Origin of the sequence: Mucilaginibacter sabulilitoris (genome assembly GCF_034262375.1) — a bacterium.
In the GTDB taxonomy this organism is placed as follows: Bacteria; Bacteroidota; Bacteroidia; order Sphingobacteriales; family Sphingobacteriaceae; genus Mucilaginibacter; species Mucilaginibacter sabulilitoris.
The window spans coordinates 1,766,893-1,782,179 of the sequence record NZ_CP139558.1; the positions used below are offsets into that span (position 1 = coordinate 1,766,893).

16 protein-coding genes are annotated in these 15,287 nt (G+C 40.9%); 12 read left to right on the forward strand and 4 right to left on the reverse strand.

What is annotated here, in order from left to right:
• Positions 1 to 20 precede the first annotated feature (20 nt).
• A complete protein-coding gene (locus tag SNE25_RS07620; RefSeq protein WP_321564501.1) occupies positions 21 to 332 on the reverse strand; it encodes an ArsR/SmtB family transcription factor in 312 nt (103 codons plus the stop codon).
• Positions 333 to 674: 342 nt separating this feature from the next.
• On the opposite strand from SNE25_RS07620, the gene SNE25_RS07625 reads away from it, so the two are divergent.
• Entirely contained in the window at positions 675 to 1,016 is a 342-nt protein-coding gene (locus tag SNE25_RS07625; protein ID WP_321564502.1) for a hypothetical protein, read from the forward strand.
• 46 nt (positions 1,017 to 1,062) lie between these two features.
• On the opposite strand, the gene SNE25_RS07630 is transcribed toward SNE25_RS07625, so the two are convergent.
• Both SNE25_RS07630 and SNE25_RS07635 read right to left on the reverse strand, forming a co-directional pair.
• Entirely contained in the window at positions 1,063 to 2,589 is a 1,527-nt protein-coding gene (locus tag SNE25_RS07630; protein WP_321564503.1) for a carbon-nitrogen hydrolase family protein, read from the reverse strand.
• 36 nt (positions 2,590 to 2,625) lie between these two features.
• Positions 2,626 to 2,826, reverse strand: coding sequence for a hypothetical protein (locus SNE25_RS07635; protein ID WP_321564504.1), 201 nt, complete (start codon positions 2,824 to 2,826; stop codon positions 2,626 to 2,628).
• A gap of 175 nt (positions 2,827 to 3,001) precedes the next feature.
• Between SNE25_RS07635 and hemA the strand changes: the two genes are divergently transcribed.
• Positions 3,002 to 4,231 (forward strand): glutamyl-tRNA reductase, encoded by a 1,230-nt coding sequence (gene hemA / locus SNE25_RS07640; RefSeq protein WP_321564505.1) that lies wholly within the window; start codon positions 3,002 to 3,004, stop codon positions 4,229 to 4,231.
• 105 nt (positions 4,232 to 4,336) lie between these two features.
• Here the strand turns inward: hemA and SNE25_RS07645 are convergent, their stop codons facing one another.
• Positions 4,337 to 4,627, reverse strand: a complete 291-nt coding sequence (locus tag SNE25_RS07645; RefSeq protein ID WP_321564506.1) for a hypothetical protein — start codon at positions 4,625 to 4,627, stop codon at positions 4,337 to 4,339.
• A gap of 694 nt (positions 4,628 to 5,321) precedes the next feature.
• Between SNE25_RS07645 and hemC the strand changes: the two genes are divergently transcribed.
• The 10 genes from hemC (at position 5,322) to SNE25_RS07695 (ending at position 15,284) form a co-directional block, all read left to right on the forward strand.
• Positions 5,322 to 6,896 (forward strand): hydroxymethylbilane synthase, encoded by a 1,575-nt coding sequence (hemC, locus tag SNE25_RS07650; protein ID WP_321564507.1) that lies wholly within the window; start codon positions 5,322 to 5,324, stop codon positions 6,894 to 6,896.
• 84 nt (positions 6,897 to 6,980) lie between these two features.
• On the forward strand, positions 6,981 to 7,952 hold the full coding sequence (gene hemB / locus SNE25_RS07655) for a porphobilinogen synthase (RefSeq protein WP_321564508.1): 972 nt from the start codon (positions 6,981 to 6,983) through the stop codon (positions 7,950 to 7,952).
• 81 nt (positions 7,953 to 8,033) lie between these two features.
• The gene (gene hemL / locus SNE25_RS07660; protein ID WP_321564509.1) at positions 8,034 to 9,404 is read left to right on the forward strand and encodes a glutamate-1-semialdehyde 2,1-aminomutase; all 1,371 of its coding nucleotides are present in this window, start codon (positions 8,034 to 8,036) and stop codon (positions 9,402 to 9,404) included.
• Between the two features lie 99 nt (positions 9,405 to 9,503).
• Positions 9,504 to 10,379, forward strand: a complete 876-nt coding sequence (locus SNE25_RS07665) for a sensor histidine kinase (protein ID WP_321564510.1) — start codon at positions 9,504 to 9,506, stop codon at positions 10,377 to 10,379.
• Between the two features lie 13 nt (positions 10,380 to 10,392).
• Complete coding sequence (locus SNE25_RS07670) at positions 10,393 to 11,100, forward strand: response regulator transcription factor (protein WP_321564511.1); 708 nt, start codon at positions 10,393 to 10,395, stop codon at positions 11,098 to 11,100.
• The gene (locus tag SNE25_RS07675) at positions 11,100 to 11,621 is read left to right on the forward strand and encodes a hypothetical protein (protein WP_321564512.1); all 522 of its coding nucleotides are present in this window, start codon (positions 11,100 to 11,102) and stop codon (positions 11,619 to 11,621) included. The genes SNE25_RS07670 and SNE25_RS07675 overlap by 1 nt, the downstream gene beginning before the upstream one ends.
• Positions 11,622 to 11,694: 73 nt before the next feature.
• Entirely contained in the window at positions 11,695 to 12,720 is a 1,026-nt protein-coding gene (hemE, locus tag SNE25_RS07680) for a uroporphyrinogen decarboxylase (protein ID WP_321564513.1), read from the forward strand.
• Positions 12,721 to 12,831: 111 nt separating this feature from the next.
• The gene (hemJ, locus tag SNE25_RS07685) at positions 12,832 to 13,365 is read left to right on the forward strand and encodes a protoporphyrinogen oxidase HemJ (protein WP_321564514.1); all 534 of its coding nucleotides are present in this window, start codon (positions 12,832 to 12,834) and stop codon (positions 13,363 to 13,365) included.
• Positions 13,366 to 13,939: 574 nt separating this feature from the next.
• The gene (locus SNE25_RS07690) at positions 13,940 to 14,509 is read left to right on the forward strand and encodes an RNA polymerase sigma factor (protein ID WP_321566211.1); all 570 of its coding nucleotides are present in this window, start codon (positions 13,940 to 13,942) and stop codon (positions 14,507 to 14,509) included.
• Complete coding sequence (locus SNE25_RS07695) at positions 14,493 to 15,284, forward strand: hypothetical protein (RefSeq protein ID WP_321564515.1); 792 nt, start codon at positions 14,493 to 14,495, stop codon at positions 15,282 to 15,284. The genes SNE25_RS07690 and SNE25_RS07695 overlap by 17 nt, the downstream gene beginning before the upstream one ends.
• Positions 15,285 to 15,287: the final 3 nt, after the last annotated feature.

Genomic DNA, 15,287 nt, shown 5'->3' on the forward strand with positions numbered 1-15,287 from the left:
AATAGCATGTTAAAAAAGTGTTAATCTTTGAGATTGTTCAAACAACCAATGTATTCGTCGAGTACCTGCTGGTTGAGTACGTATTTAAGGTTGCGACCCTCTTTTTGGGGCAGCAGCAATTCGGCATCTACCAATTGCTTTAAATGGTGTGATACTGAAGGTTGGGTAAGGTCGAGCAGATCATTTACTTCGGCACAATACAAACAGTCTTTCTTTTTTTTAAACTGTTGTAAAATAGCTATCCTGTGAGCATCGCTCAGGGCACGGGATATTTTTTCTATTTTTTTGTTGTCCATCATTTCTGCCTGATCTTTATTTGGTGATGATGACAATTATTCACCGGTACAAAGGTCGATATTGGTATTGATATATAGAAATGTTTCTATACGTTTATTTCTTTAATGACAGTAATATGGTTTAAGTAGCCCATCTTCTTTTACGTTCAAAACGTAAATACAGATAAACAGCGGTAGATTTATGTCCCCGAATTGTGTAATATTTTCCCCTTTTTTCTCAGATTGATGTTTTTGGTTTCACAACTATATGAAGTATTTTCCTGTATGTGTAATTTTTTCAGGTTCAGTTAATGCTATTTTTAAACATTGTGTTGATAACTGACCATTTTGTTCATTTTGGAAGCGTGATTGCATATTGTTAGTCTAATCATCCTGTATATGAACAAACATAATGGTCAAATAGTAGAATATGTGATCCGGCGAAACGGACACAATTTGAGTGCTTTATCTAAATTGTTGAGCGTTAACAGAAGGTCAATTTACAATTGGTTTGCCGACAGAAACCTAAAGTCTGAAATTATTTATCGCATTGGAACCGCGGTTGATTATGACTTTTCAAAAGAGTTCCCTGAAATGTTTACCAGCGATAGTTTTATGAAGGCTGCAAACCAACGCTTTCTTGATACTACAGCGTTAAATGATGAATCTGAATGGCAAATGAAATACATTACTTTGTTAGAGCAATATAATGCTATGCTTATACGAAGAATGAGCGCCTGATTGTTGTTAAGCGCATTGATAAAACATATATATTTCCTAAGCCTTGTTACACTTTCTTACCGTTAAATGTAATATTATATAGATCGGTCCGACGGTCTTTTATATTTTGCACGCTGCCGTATTCATGCAGCTCATCAAGCAAGGAAAGGTCAACATCTGCTATTACAATCATTTCAGTGTTAGGGGTAGCTTCTGATTGGATGCCGTTGGTAGGAAAGCCAAAATCTGAAGGCGTAAATACAGCCGATTGTGCATAGCTGATGCCCATATTATTTACATTGGGCAGGTTACCCACGCAGCCGGCAATGGCAACGTAACACTCATTTTCAACCGCACGGGCCTGGGCGCAAAACTTAACCCGGTTATAACCGTTTTGCGTATCTGTTAAAAAAGGCACAAACAATATCTGCATGTCCTGACTGGCCAGTATGCGCGACAATTCCGGAAACTCTACATCATAGCAAATCAGGATGCCTATTTTACCAGCGTCGGTTTCAAATACTTTTAGTTCATCGCCGCCGCGGATACCCCATGAACTGATCTCTGACGGTGTTGGATGTATCTTATAAATCTCTTCCATGCTCCCGTTACGCCTGAACAGGTACGACACATTGTAAAGCGAATCTTCGAAAATGGTTGGCATGCTGCCCGCTATGATGTTTACATTGTATGATACCGCCAGTTTTGAAAACTCCTCAATAATGGGTTGGGTATATTTTGCCAGCTCGCGCATGGCCTTGGCCGTATCCAGGTGATTATAGTCGGCCATGAGCGGTGTATTAAATAGCTCGGGGAATAAAACGAAGTCCGATTGATAATCGCTCACCGCGTCAATAAAATATTCGGCATGCTTCATCAGCTCGCTTATATTATTATAAGTACGCATTTGCCATTGTACTAAACCTATGCGTACTACTGTTTTTTGATTAATGGCCGTGCTGATCTCTTCGTAATAAACATTGTTCCACTCAATAAGTGTGGCAAAACCCTTTGAACGACTGTCTTCGGGCAGGTAATTGCGCAGCACTTTACGCACGTGAAAATCATTGGCCAGTTGAAACGACAGGGTAGGATCATAAATTTCCTTGTACTTTACCTTGTCAATATATTGGCGCGGGGTAAGGTCGTTCTGATATTTTTGATAGTTGGGGATACGGCCGCCGGCAATAATGCTTTTCAGGTTCAGCTTTTCGCAAAGGGCCTTACGGGCCTCATATAAACGGCGGGCCAGTCGCAGTCCCCGGTAATTGGGATGTATAAAAATATCGATGCCATATAAAACATCGCCTTTTTCGGTATGGGTTTTAAAGGTACTGTCGCCGGTTATTTGCTTATAGGTATGGTTGTCGCCAAATTTTTGATAATCAACAATAATGGCTAAAGCACAGCCAACTACCACGTCGTTAACGGTGATACAGATCTGCCCTTCGGGAAACAGCCTGATGAGCCTTTTAATAGAGTTAGCGTCCCAGTAATCCTCGTCCATATCCATATAGGCCGATTTCATCGATTTTTTAAGCTCCTGGTAATCCTGTACCTCCAGGTTACGCATTTCAACGCTTTGCAGATCCATATTTTTGTTTTGTGTCTTTTTCTTTCTAATAACCCATTACCCGGTATAAGGTTTCTTGTGCCACATATCTAAAGTATTGGTACCTGATGTAAGGCTAAGTGATGCTGAAGTTACAGAATAAGGTAAGTAATGCGGAATAATGCTATAATAAGAAACCAAATTTATAAAATGATTAATGCCTTCAAGATCGTTACCAATGATAAGTATGATAATACTTGTGTTTTTTAAAAAACGCATTGCATAATATACATATTTTGTTAACTAATGTTTTGAGCATTTTATATGTGGTTTTATGGTCATTTATCATAATTTACTGCTATTTATAACCATTCTAAATACACCTGTTTGACAAAGTATTGACATTGCATCGCTTTTATAGTGATATTTTTGTTGGGTCAAATTTAAAACTGCTTTGAAGTATTTAAAGGTTATTGCTTTTACACACAAACAGATTGAACTGAAGGAATTAGGTAGATTGGTAGTTTGCCAGGAAAATCTGACAGAAAAACTTCAACAAGTAAAAACTCAATTTGGGATACCAGAGATATTTTATCTGGCTACGTGCAACCGTGTTGAATTCGTTATGACAACTCCTCATGCGGTTGATAAGGATTTTGCCAGGAGGTTCATTGAGTCATTTAATACAGAGTTGTGTGATAAGTCATTAAGCACGTTTATGGAGAGCGCTTCTATCTATGAAGATCAGGAAGCTATGATTCACCTGTTGCGTACCTCATGTTCATTAGAAAGTTTAATAGTTGGCGAAAAGGAAATATTAGCCCAGCTGCGCAAAGCCTATGAGCACTGCCGCGAGGCTGGCCTTACCGGTGATGGTTTACGCATGGTGATGAACTGTGTGGTTAAAACCGCTAAAGAAGTTTATACCCATACCAATATTTCAAAAAATCCTATTTCGGTTGTATCATTAGCTTATCGTAAGCTGCGTGACCTGAACCTGTGCGCAAGTGATGCCCGTGTACTTATTGTTGGCGCCGGCGAAACTAACCGCAATATTTCCAAATATCTTCAAAAGCATAAGTTTACCAACTTTGCGGTATTTAACCGTACCATATCAAAAGCTCAGCAATTAGCTGCTGATTTGAAGGGTGAGGCTTTTGACCTTGAAGCATTAAAAACATATAATAAAGGTTTTGATGTGATCATCACCTGTACATCGGCAGTAGAACCTATTATCACCACTGAAATATATCAATCGCTGCTTAACGGCGAAACCGGCCGTAAAACTATTGTTGACCTGGCCATACCAAACGATACCGCTCCCGAAGTATTAGAGCAATTCCCTGTAAATTTTATCGAAGTACATTCCCTAAACGAGGTTGCCAAACGTAACCTGCAGGAACGTTACCAGGAACTTGTTCATGCCGAAAGCATCATTGAACAAAATATAGCCGAGTTCTGCACCCAATTAAAACAACGCCGTATCGAGCTGGCCATGCGCCAGGTGCCCGAAAAAATTAAGGAGATCCGCAACACTGCCATCAATTCTGTTTTTGCCGACGAAGTTCAGGGCCTTGATGAACAATCACGCGAAATCCTGGAAAAGGTGATCAATTACATGGAAAAGAAATATATCAGCGTGCCCATGATTATGGCCAAGGATATATTGATCAATGAAAACTAAAGTTCAATTTTCTTTTATTCTTTGCTGCCGAATTTAGCTTTGCTGCCGCGAGTTTAACGCAGCGTAACTCGTTGTAATCCATAAATTAAGCTTCCAGCTTAATTACTATATCAATAGTATATCTATTAAACCTTTGTCCCCTGCATAATCACGTGCGCTGCTGTACAGGTAATGTTCAGGTTTATCAACCCATCCAGCTGTAACGGGATTATTATGGATATAATCAAGTTTTTGATCTATTACTTCATTACTCCATAATTCAATTGGATGATTCCCTTGTTGCCAGAACTGATATTGTTCATTATTTGGATTTCTCTTTCCCATCCGTTCAAAAAACCACAACAGCCAATCTTGCCTGCTTTCCTCTGTATTCTCACTGATAGCTTTGATGATCATTTTAGAAGGGTGTCTTTACATATCTCTTAAAATATCCTGCATAGGCTTATCCTTAGTACCCATTATTAAATGAACATGATTGCTCATAATTACCCACGCATATAATTGAAGCCCCTTATTGTCGATACAATATTCAGACTTTCGATAACAATGTTTCTATATTCCGTCCTGGTAAAAACATCAATCCATTTTACTACAGTAAAAGTTACAAAAATAAGGGCGATCCTGATCGCGGAATTTATAATTGCTACTCATTGCGGGTAATTTAGTAAAGTTGTGTTAAAGCTGGAAGCTTTAACCATGATTGCCACGAGTTACGCTACGCTAAACTCGCGGCAGCTAAAGTTACACTATGCTAACTCATGGCAGCTAAAATTTTATTTTAACGCTGAAATTGCAAATAGCTGATTATCAGGTGTTCATTAATGTTCACGGGGTTGTGAACGTGAACAGGATAAGGCTTTTCAATTACAGCTCAGGCTTTTTCCACTTCAATGCCATAAGCGACAAATTTTTCATCCAGCTATTGGGCAACTATCATTATATACATCTTATCTGCGTCATCTGCCTTGTAATCCCCTCTTAATCCATCCATAACAGTCATATTGTTGCAATTAGAAATATTTCGTGGAAATCTTGTACCTTATCATGGCTTTAAAAAATTAAATTTGCAACTGTAAAACAAATCATTCTTTTGGACAGAACACTGATAATAGGAACCCGCGGCAGTGAATTGGCACTTTGGCAAGCTAATTTTGTAAAAGACAGCCTTGCCGCGATTAACGTTAACGCCGAACTAAAGATCATAAAAACCCAGGGCGATAGGATACTAAACCTAAGCTTTGATAAGTTAGAAGGTAAAGGTTTTTTCACCAAGGAATTAGAAGAAGAATTATTGGCCGGTACCATTGATATTGCGGTACACTCGCACAAGGACCTGCCAACTGAAAACCCTCCGGGACTCATCATCGCAGCAGTTTCAGAACGGGAAGATCCGGCTGAACTGTTGTTGATCTTGAAAGATTGTGTAGATGTGCACCAAAAGCTTTCGGTAAAATACGGCGCTATTGTAGGCACATCATCAAACAGGCGCAAGGCCCAGCTATTGGCTTACCGCCCCGACCTGGAGATAGAAGATCTGCGCGGCAACGTACCTACCCGTATAGGTAAGTTGCGCGATGAAAAATATGATGCCATTATGGTGGCGAAAGCAGGCGTAACACGCCTGGGTTTAAACCTGAGCGAGTTTCATGTAGAGGAATTAACTCCTGCTGAACTGATTCCCGCACCGGCACAAGGCGCACTGGCTATCCAAATACGGGAAAGTAATCAAGACGTCTTTGAAATTCTGCAAGCCTTGCATCATCCTGACGTAGCCGAGGAACTGGCTGTTGAAAGAACAGTGCTGAAAATGTTTGGCGGCGGGTGTCATTTACCTTTAGGTTGCTATTGCCGTAGGGACGAAGGCATGTTCCAGGTGTTTACTTCAAAAGCGAATGAAGGTGATGAGTTCCCCGACAGATTGTTTATAGAAGCCCCAACCACCGAAGGGCTGGCCGAAAAGATAGTAGCCAAGTATGCTAAGGATCGTAAATTTCCATCAAAAGTATTTATCTCACGTGAACTGTCTGAACATAGTTATTTTAAAAAAGCTATGGAAAACCGGAATATCCAGGTAGAGGCCCGCTCGCTGATCCGTACCGTACCGGTAATTACCAGGTTTGATTCATACATATTAAAAAACATTGACTGGGTGTTCTTTTCCAGTAAAAATGCGGTAGAATATTTTTTTCAGTTAAACCCGCAATTCCCTAAAAAGGTAAAGTTTGGCGTAATGGGCAGCGGCAGCGAAGAGATGCTGCGCCGTAAAGGTTACTTTACTGATTATGTGGGCGAAGGTACTGATACCGCCGAGGTTGCTGAAGAATTTGCCAAGCTGGCAAACGGGAAGATTGTGCTGTTCCCCGGTGCAGAAAGTCCGATGAGGAGTATTCAGCAGGGGCTTTCGGCCGATACAAAGATCATTGATCTGCCGGTATATGAAACTGTGCTGGAAGAAGAAGTAGAAGCCAGCGGAGCGGATGTTATGGTGTTTACCAGTCCGTCAAACGTAGAGGCCTACTTTGTTGATAACCTGCTCGATCCATATCAAAAGGTAGTGGCTATAGGTAAATCAACAGGGCGCAAATTTGATGAAATGGGTGTAAAATACACCCTGCCTTACTCACCCGACGAAGTTGGGTTGGCAGAGGCTGTGTTTGGGCTTTAGCCCCCCGACCCCTAAAGGGGAGGTTCATATTAAACAATTTAAATTTCAAGTCCTCTCCTTTGGAGAGGATTTAGGTGAGGCCATATGTTACAAAGACCACGTAGAAACCGGAAAAGTGAAGTGATACGCCAAATGGTGCAGGAAACACATGTTAGTGCTGCTAACCTGATATTCCCGCTGTTTATTGTTGATGGTACGTTTCAAAAAACGGAAGTAGCATCGATGCCGGGCATTTACCGTTATTCCATTGATAATTTATTGCGCGAAATAGAAAGCTGCCTTAAACTTGGTTTAAACTCTTTCGACCTGTTTCCTAATATTGAGGAATCGCTGAAAGATACTATGGCTACCGAAAGCCACCGCGATGATAGTTTATATCTAAGGGCCATCCGCGAGGTTAAAAAGAACTTTCCGGAGGCTTGCGTTATCACTGATGTTGCCATGGATCCATATAGCAGCGACGGACATGATGGTATAGTTAAAAACGGTGAGATCCTGAATGACGAAACGCTGGAAGTGTTAGGCAAAATGGCATTGGCTCACGCCCAATGCGGCGCGGATATCATCGCCCCATCTGATATGATGGATGGCCGTGTAGGATATATTCGTAAAGTGCTGGATGAAAACAGTTTTACAAACGTTTCTATCATGTCATATTCGGCTAAGTATGCAAGCGCTTTTTATGGTCCGTTCAGGGATGCCTTAAATTCGGCTCCTAAATTTGGGGATAAAAAAACTTACCAAATGAACCCTGCCAACCAGCGTGAAGCACTAATAGAAGCTAACCTTGACGAATTGGAAGGCGCTGACTTTTTAATGATAAAACCGGCACTGCCTTACCTTGATGTTATTAAATTAATAAAAGACAACACCGAATTGCCGGTTGCGGCATACAATGTAAGCGGCGAGTATGCCATGATCAAAGCCGCCATACAAAAAGGTTGGCTTAACGAGCAACGCGCCATTACCGAAGTACTTACCAGCATCCGCAGGGCAGGTGCCACGGCTATATTAACCTATCACGCCAAAGAGGTGCTGGAGAATAAATGGCTTTAAATAAGTCAAAATTCAAAAGTGAAAATTCAAAACAAATACTGAATTTCTGACTTTTGAATTTTGATTTTATGACTTATAAAGATGTTAGATTCAATAAAAAAAATGTTTTCGGGAGAGGCTAATGAGCCATTGAACACAACGGGAAAGCCTGATATCAGCAGGGAAAAATCTGCAGAACTGTATGCTAAGGCAAAAACGTATTTCCCTGGTGGAGTTAACTCACCAGTAAGGGCATTCAAATCTGTTTATGGCACTCCTTTATTTATACAAAAAGGTGATGGCAGCCATATTTGGGATGCCGATGGAAATGAATTTATTGATTTTTGCTGCTCCTGGGGACCACTTATCTTAGGCCATAACAATACCAAAGTAAGAGAAAAGGTTACAGAAGTAATGCAAAACGGCATGTCGTTCGGGGCACCAACCGCCTTGGAAAATGAACTGGCCGAACTGATACTGAAGAACAATAAATTGATTGAAAAGCTGCGTTTTGTGAGCTCCGGTACCGAGGCTGTGATGTCGGCCATCAGGCTGGCAAGAGGTTATACCAAACGCGATAAAATATTAAAGTTTGAGGGCTGTTACCATGGTCATGTGGATGCCCTGTTGGTTAAAGCCGGCTCGGGACTTGTAACCTTTGGCGAAACGTCATCTGCAGGTGTACCCAAATCATTTGCCGATGAAACCATAGTGGTATCATTAAATGATAAGGAAGCTTTAACCAAGGCCTTTGAAGAGTTTAAAGATCAGATAGCAGCCATTATTATAGAGCCTATACCTGCTAATAATGGTCTGTTGCTGCAGGAAAAAGAATACCTGCAGTTTTTGCGTGATGTATGTACACAAAACGGTACCCTGCTGATATTTGATGAGGTAATTTCGGGCTTCAGGGTGGGTTTTGAAGGAGCGTCGGGCCATTATGGCATCAAGCCGGATATTATTACCTATGGCAAAATTATAGGCGGCGGTATGCCGGTTGGAGCCTACGGGGCATCAGCTACTATTATGGGTAATATATCGCCGGATGGTGCTGTTTATCAGGCCGGTACATTGTCTGGTAACCCTGTGGCAATGGCCGCGGGTATTGCTCAATTGAGCGAGTTGCTAAGAATGGGCTTTTATCGCGACCTGAACAATAAAACAGAGGAGTTCAGGGAATCGGTACAGCGTTTTGCTACGGCGCGTAACTATAAGTTCAAAGTGTTCGGTATTGGGTCTATATTCTGGTTTGCTTTTACAGATAAAGAGTATATTCGTAAAGCTGAAGATATTGACGCTGCCAGTATGGAAAAATTTAAAAAGTTCCACCGCGAATTGATAAACCGCGGTATTTACCTGGGGCCATCAGGCTACGAGGTGGGCTTTATATCATCGGCACACACCAAAATAGACCTGGAGAAAACAAAACGTGCTATATTTGATAGTCTTGATTTAGTATTTAACGGGAAGTAAGACCCCACCCAACCCTCCCGAAGGAGAGGGCTTTGAATTGGGGAATGAAATTTAAATTAAAAGTCGACCCTTTCGGGAAGATTTAGAGGGGATTATAAAATGAAGAAGCCATTTATTATTTTTTATGCGCTCATCATATACGCCATATCCGAATTGGTTTGGTGGGGGTATATGCTGATGAAATTGCAGCCTGAACGCATCGGGATGATCCTTGGTGAGGGCTCCATGTTTATATTGATATTTGTGGTTGGGGCTTATAGCCTGCACGCGTCTATCAACAAAGAGCGTAAACTGCAGGAACAGAAAAAGAATTTCTTGCTTTCGGTTACGCATGAGCTAAAATCGCCGTTGGCATCTATCAAAATATTGCTGCAAACCATTCAAAAACGGACTTTAACAAAAGAGCAGCTTGTTGATTTTATTGATAAATCATTATTGGATGTGGAGCGGCTGGATGATATGGTTGAAAATATGTTGCTGGCGTCAAAAATTGATAACCGCTCCTATACTTTCCCTAAGGCCAGTTTTAACCTTTCTGTATTGGTTGATAGTATTGTTAACCGTTTACAGATCACCAAATGCGATTGCAACCAGCAGATAATTGATGCCGAGATTGAACCGAAAATAGAGATCACCGGTGATAAATTTGCGTTAACATCGGTGGTTACAAATCTTATTGAAAATGCTGTTAAATACTCCAGCCCGTGCTCTGCAGTAGGAGTTAAGCTGTTTTCAAAAGACGACCGGGTTTTCCTGGAAGTAGCCGATCAGGGTATTGGAATAGCCGATAATGAAAAAACACGTATTTTCGATAAGTTTTACCGTGTGGGCAGTGAGGATACCCGTAACACCAAGGGTACCGGACTGGGCCTTTATATTGTAAAAGAAGTACTTGATAAACACCATGCCAGCATTAGGGTTAGGGATAACCGCCCCGCAGGCAGTGTTTTTGAAGTTGTTTTTGGATTAACCTAAATGAAAAAGTAATATGCCAAACAAGAAAAGAATTTTATTAGCCGAAGACGAAGAACATTTGTTGGAAGCCATCAAACTTAACCTTGAGCTGGAGGGTTATAAAGTTTCTACAGCTAAAAACGGTAAAAAAGCGCTGCAGTTATTTAAGGAAGAACGTTTTAACCTCGTGATATTGGATGTAATGATGCCCGAAATTGATGGCTTTGTGGTTGCCGAAACTATCAGGCTTGAAAATACGGATGTACCCATTATGTTTTTAACCGCTAAAAACACCAATGAGGATAAGATTGCAGGTTTGAAAAAGGGGGCCGATGATTACCTTACCAAACCTTTTAACCTGGAAGAGTTAATATTAAGGGTAAATAACCTGGTAAAACGCAGCCTGAAAGGTGAAGACCTTAAGGAGTTTAACAGTTATAAGATTGGCGATAAAACCATCCACTTTAACTCATTTGAGCTGGTAAATGCAGATGAAACTATTACACCGCTTACCAAAAAAGAAACCATGCTGCTGAAACTGCTTATTGAACGCAGAAACGATGCAGTATCGCGCGAACAGATCCTGGAAACGGTTTGGAATTATGACGTATATCCTTCAACCCGTACTATCGATAATTTTATCCTAACCTTCCGTAAATATTTTGAACCAGATCCTAAGAATCCGGTTTATTTTCACTCTATCCGTGGTGTAGGCTATAAATTTACCGATAATCAGCATTAATGTTCAGTAATAGGGTACGTATATTTATCGCATTTGTTTTCCTGTTATCGTTTGGCTTGCTGGTATACCTGCGTATTTACGAACTCGCAGCGGTAGCAGTAATGATGATCTTGCTGCTCATTTGGGATTACTTTAAGCAGGGAACCCTAATTGTGGCAGCCAAGTATTTTCATGCTAAAGATTATGCTAAAACCGAGGCCTCATTAAAAGAAATTACAAGGCCCGAATGGCTCAGTAAAAAACGACGCGGTTTTTATGAGTATATCTCGGGAGGGGTTTGCATACAAAAACAGGATTTTGAAGCTGCCGAAAGACATTATGAGCTTGCGGCTCAATATCCATTGCACACTGTTAATGATCACGTAGCGGCATTAGTTACAGTGGCAAACCTGAACATCAGGTTTGGTAATTTTGAAAAAGCCAAAGCCTATTTACAGCTAACCGAAAAACACGAAGGAAAAATTTCTGCCAAAATGCAGGAAGTAATAGGTCGCCTTCATCAGGAATTAAAAAAACATTAAAACAGTAGAGACGCATTATATGCGTCTCTACAAAATAAACCGCAGAGACAGATTACATCTGTCTCCAATTATTATGAGAGATTCGTTATTAATAAAAGCAGCTTTTTCCGAAAAAACAGAACGCCCGCCGGTATGGATGATGCGCCAGGCAGGTCGTTTCATGAAAGAATACTGGGAAATAAAAAACAAGTACTCTTTCCTGGAGATGTGCAAAACCCCAGAACTGGCCGCTGATGTTACCATGCTGCCGGTTAACTTATTAGGTATTGACGGAGCGATCCTGTTTTCGGACATATTGGTTACCGGAGAGGCTATGGGCGGAGATCTGAGCTTTACCAATGGCATTGGTCCTAAATTTGCCAACCCGGTACGTACACAGACCGATGTTGACAATCTGCGGACCGATGTGGTACACAAGCTACAATATGTGGCCGATGCTATTAAAGTGATACAACAACGCCTAAACGGCAGCATCCCACTTATTGGGTTTGCCGGTGCGCCGTTCACCGTTATGAGCTACCTGGTTGAAGGTGGTTCGACAAAAGATTTTAAGCTTACTAAGTTGATGCTGCACAATGAGCCCGAACTGGCTCATCAGCTGCTTTCAAAAATTGCAGCAGTTACAGCCGACTACCTGAACATGCAGATAGCTGCCGGAGTAAATGCCGTGCAGATATTTGACAGCTGGGCACAAGCCCTGGCGTGGGATGATTACAAAGAATTTAGTCACCGTTATATCGCCGAGATTATCAGCAAGCTGAACCGTAAGGATATTCCGGTAATATCGTTCTGTAAAGGTAGCTCGGTATTCGCGCCTTTAATGGCCGAAGCTAAGCCCGATGTTATTTCTATCGATTGGAATGTTGACCTGCTTGATATTAAGAAACGTTTACCCGGGGGAATAGCCGTTCAGGGTAATCTGGATCCGCATATATTATATGCCGATAAAAAAGTAATTAAAGACCGCATATATCGCCTGTTCGACCGGATGAAGGACGAGCAAGGTTTCATTTTTAACCTGGGCCACGGCATTATGCCCGATATCCCATTTGATAATGTGAAATACGCGGTGGAGATAATAAAAGAATACACGAACTAATTTAATGTCATTGCGAGCGCAGCGTGGCAATCGCGACCCATACAGAGCGGTTTGCAAAGCTCGCGATTGCTTTGTTCCTCGCAATGACATCATGTAACACAGGGGGGCTATATGTTCGAATACGTAAAAGCTATACACATCATTTTTGTAGTCTGCTGGATGGCGGGACTGTTTTATGCTGTACGGTTGTTTATCTATCATACAGAAGCGCAGGACAAGCCCGAGCCTGAGCGTAAAATACTTTCAGCCCAGTTTGAGATCATGGAGCGTAAGCTATGGTATATCATTGCGGTACCTTCCATGCTGCTTACTATAACTGCGGGTATCATTATGCTCATCCTACAGCCAGTCTGGTTGCAGCAGGGTTGGATGCATATTAAGCTAACCTTTGTAGTGCTTTTGGGCGTTTACCATCACATGTGCCAAAATAAAATTAAACAAATGGCTGGTGGCGTGTTTAAATGGACATCAACCCAGCTGCGCCTTTGGAATGAACTGGCTACCATATTCCTGTTCGCCATAGTTTTCCTGGTAGTACTCAAAAATTCGCTTAGTTGGATTTTTGGCGTCGTTGGCCTTATCGCTTTAGCGATTATATTGATGATAGCCGTAAAGATTTATAAGCGCTACAGGACAAAAAAATAAGAACCTAATAGCTTACTTTTTTTAATGTAATTTCATTCACTACACCATTATTAGTTAGCTTAAGTTGAGATATGCTAACAAGTTCAAATTTCTTCAAATGTTTATCAATAACAATTAGATAAACATTATCTTTCTTTTTAGCTATCTTAAATTCACAATATTCCGTCAACGCACTCATAGAGGAGGGCTCTCGGCATATTTGTGCCTTATTTTGTAGAAAAGCATTTCTTTTATAAAATGTCCACTCAATAAAGCTACAGCAGCTGTTCCTTTGATAGAAATAATTTATATTATCATAAAGTTTTATGGTGTCTGCTTTATAATAAGCGCTGTCTGTGTTGCAAATTATCCATGCCCTACTACCAACTGAAATGCTTTTTTTTGACGATTGATTAATACTTGATTTTAAGAGATTAGATAATTGATTTTTGGTAAATCTTAGATTTTGACCTAAGCTCTGAAACGAGACAAAAAGTAGAAGCACAATAAATCCTATTCTCATCTAATAAATCTAAATATATTTTCGCCGTCATGCAACCATTTACCATAGCATCACATCTTACTGTTATAAATGATGTTTTTGGAACCAAAGTTTACCACCAGCCAACTGATCGACAGCTGTATAGCCGGCGAACGCAAAGCACAGGAATTGTTATATAAACAATTCGCGGCCAAAATGCTAGCTGTGTGTATGCGTTACGCTACCGATAAGATGGAGGCGGAAGATATGCTGCAGAATGGCTTTATCAAGGTGTTTCAAAAAATAAGTGATTACCGCGGTGAGGGATCATTTGAAGGTTGGGTAAGGCGCATTATGGTACATAGTTCCATTGAATATTACCGCAAACATCATAAAATGCTACAGGTGGTAGATATTGATGAGGCTGGACAGGAACCCACTGTTAACCCATTAGCTTCATCAGATCTGGATGCCGGGGTGTTAATAAAGCTGATACAACAGCTGGCGCCAGGTTATCGCATGGTATTTAACCTGTATGCACTCGAAGGATATTCGCACAGGGAAATTGCTGGTATGGTGGGTATAAGTGAAGGCGCATCAAAATCGCAGCTATCAAGAGCACGGAATATATTAAAAGAACAAATTGCAAAAATGGAGGGCAAAAGTTATGGATACGCGGGATAATGAGCTGGATAAGTTGTTTCAATCGGCGCTTGATGGTCATGAAATAGAACCGTCGGCCGTTGTATGGCAGGGCGTTACCTCCCGATTGGATGCCGATAAACGAAAAAGGTTGCTGATACCTTATTTGAGTATTGCCGCGTGCATTATATTATTGGTTACAGCGGGTATCTTATTTGTACCTAAACCGGTAAAAGTAAGTAATGAACAAACAACTGATAGGATAGCCAAAAATAGTCGATCAGTAAAGCGTGCGGCTATTATTAAAGCGGACGCTAATGAACAACCTGTGGATCAGCAAAACAAAAAGACTTCGCCGGCAGTTATAGCACCTGTTAACAGGCTTGCACAAACTAAGCTCATCAAGGCAAATAAAAACGTGATTAATAAGGCAGTGGTTGTTCACGAACAAAAAAACTACATTACAAAGCAGGATAGTGCGGTTCAATTGGCTTTTGTCAATCGCGGTAATGATCTGGAAAATCCTACCGTGCCGGATTTGGGCGATGTTACTAAACCGGCTGCTGTTGATGCACCTGTACTTAAAAATAAAGTGGTATTAGTAGCTATGCAATTACCAGGTACTAACAATAAACCGGTTACGATTAAGCCTGTTAAAAGACACCGTATCCGCAGCCTTGGCGATGTGTTTAATGTAATGATAGCGGCGGTTGATAAACGAGAAGATAAGATTATTGAATTTAGTAATACCGACGAGGATGACGCCACCATTACCGGTGTTAACCTGGGCATTATTAAAGTGAAAAAAGAAAAATAAATA

Bases quoted from the DNA above. Each gene is read 5' to 3' on its own strand.
- SNE25_RS07625 (WP_321564502.1), top strand. From the start codon at position 675: ATGAACAAACATAATGGTCAAATAGTAGAATATGTGATCCGGCGAAAC.
- SNE25_RS07695 (WP_321564515.1), top strand. From the start codon at position 14,493: ATGGATACGCGGGATAATGAGCTGGATAAGTTGTTTCAATCGGCGCTT.
- SNE25_RS07670 (WP_321564511.1), top strand. From the start codon at position 10,393: ATGCCAAACAAGAAAAGAATTTTATTAGCCGAAGACGAAGAACATTTG.
- SNE25_RS07675 (WP_321564512.1), top strand. From the start codon at position 11,100: ATGTTCAGTAATAGGGTACGTATATTTATCGCATTTGTTTTCCTGTTA.
- hemE (WP_321564513.1), top strand. From the start codon at position 11,695: ATGAGAGATTCGTTATTAATAAAAGCAGCTTTTTCCGAAAAAACAGAA.
- hemJ (WP_321564514.1), top strand. From the start codon at position 12,832: ATGTTCGAATACGTAAAAGCTATACACATCATTTTTGTAGTCTGCTGG.
- hemL (WP_321564509.1), top strand. From the start codon at position 8,034: ATGTTAGATTCAATAAAAAAAATGTTTTCGGGAGAGGCTAATGAGCCA.
- SNE25_RS07635 (WP_321564504.1), bottom strand. From the start codon at position 2,826: ATGCGTTTTTTAAAAAACACAAGTATTATCATACTTATCATTGGTAAC.
- hemB (WP_321564508.1), top strand. From the start codon at position 6,981: ATGTTACAAAGACCACGTAGAAACCGGAAAAGTGAAGTGATACGCCAA.
- SNE25_RS07665 (WP_321564510.1), top strand. From the start codon at position 9,504: ATGAAGAAGCCATTTATTATTTTTTATGCGCTCATCATATACGCCATA.
- SNE25_RS07690 (WP_321566211.1), top strand. From the start codon at position 13,940: ATGTTTTTGGAACCAAAGTTTACCACCAGCCAACTGATCGACAGCTGT.
- SNE25_RS07645 (WP_321564506.1), bottom strand. From the start codon at position 4,627: ATGATCATCAAAGCTATCAGTGAGAATACAGAGGAAAGCAGGCAAGAT.
- SNE25_RS07630 (WP_321564503.1), bottom strand. From the start codon at position 2,589: ATGGATCTGCAAAGCGTTGAAATGCGTAACCTGGAGGTACAGGATTAC.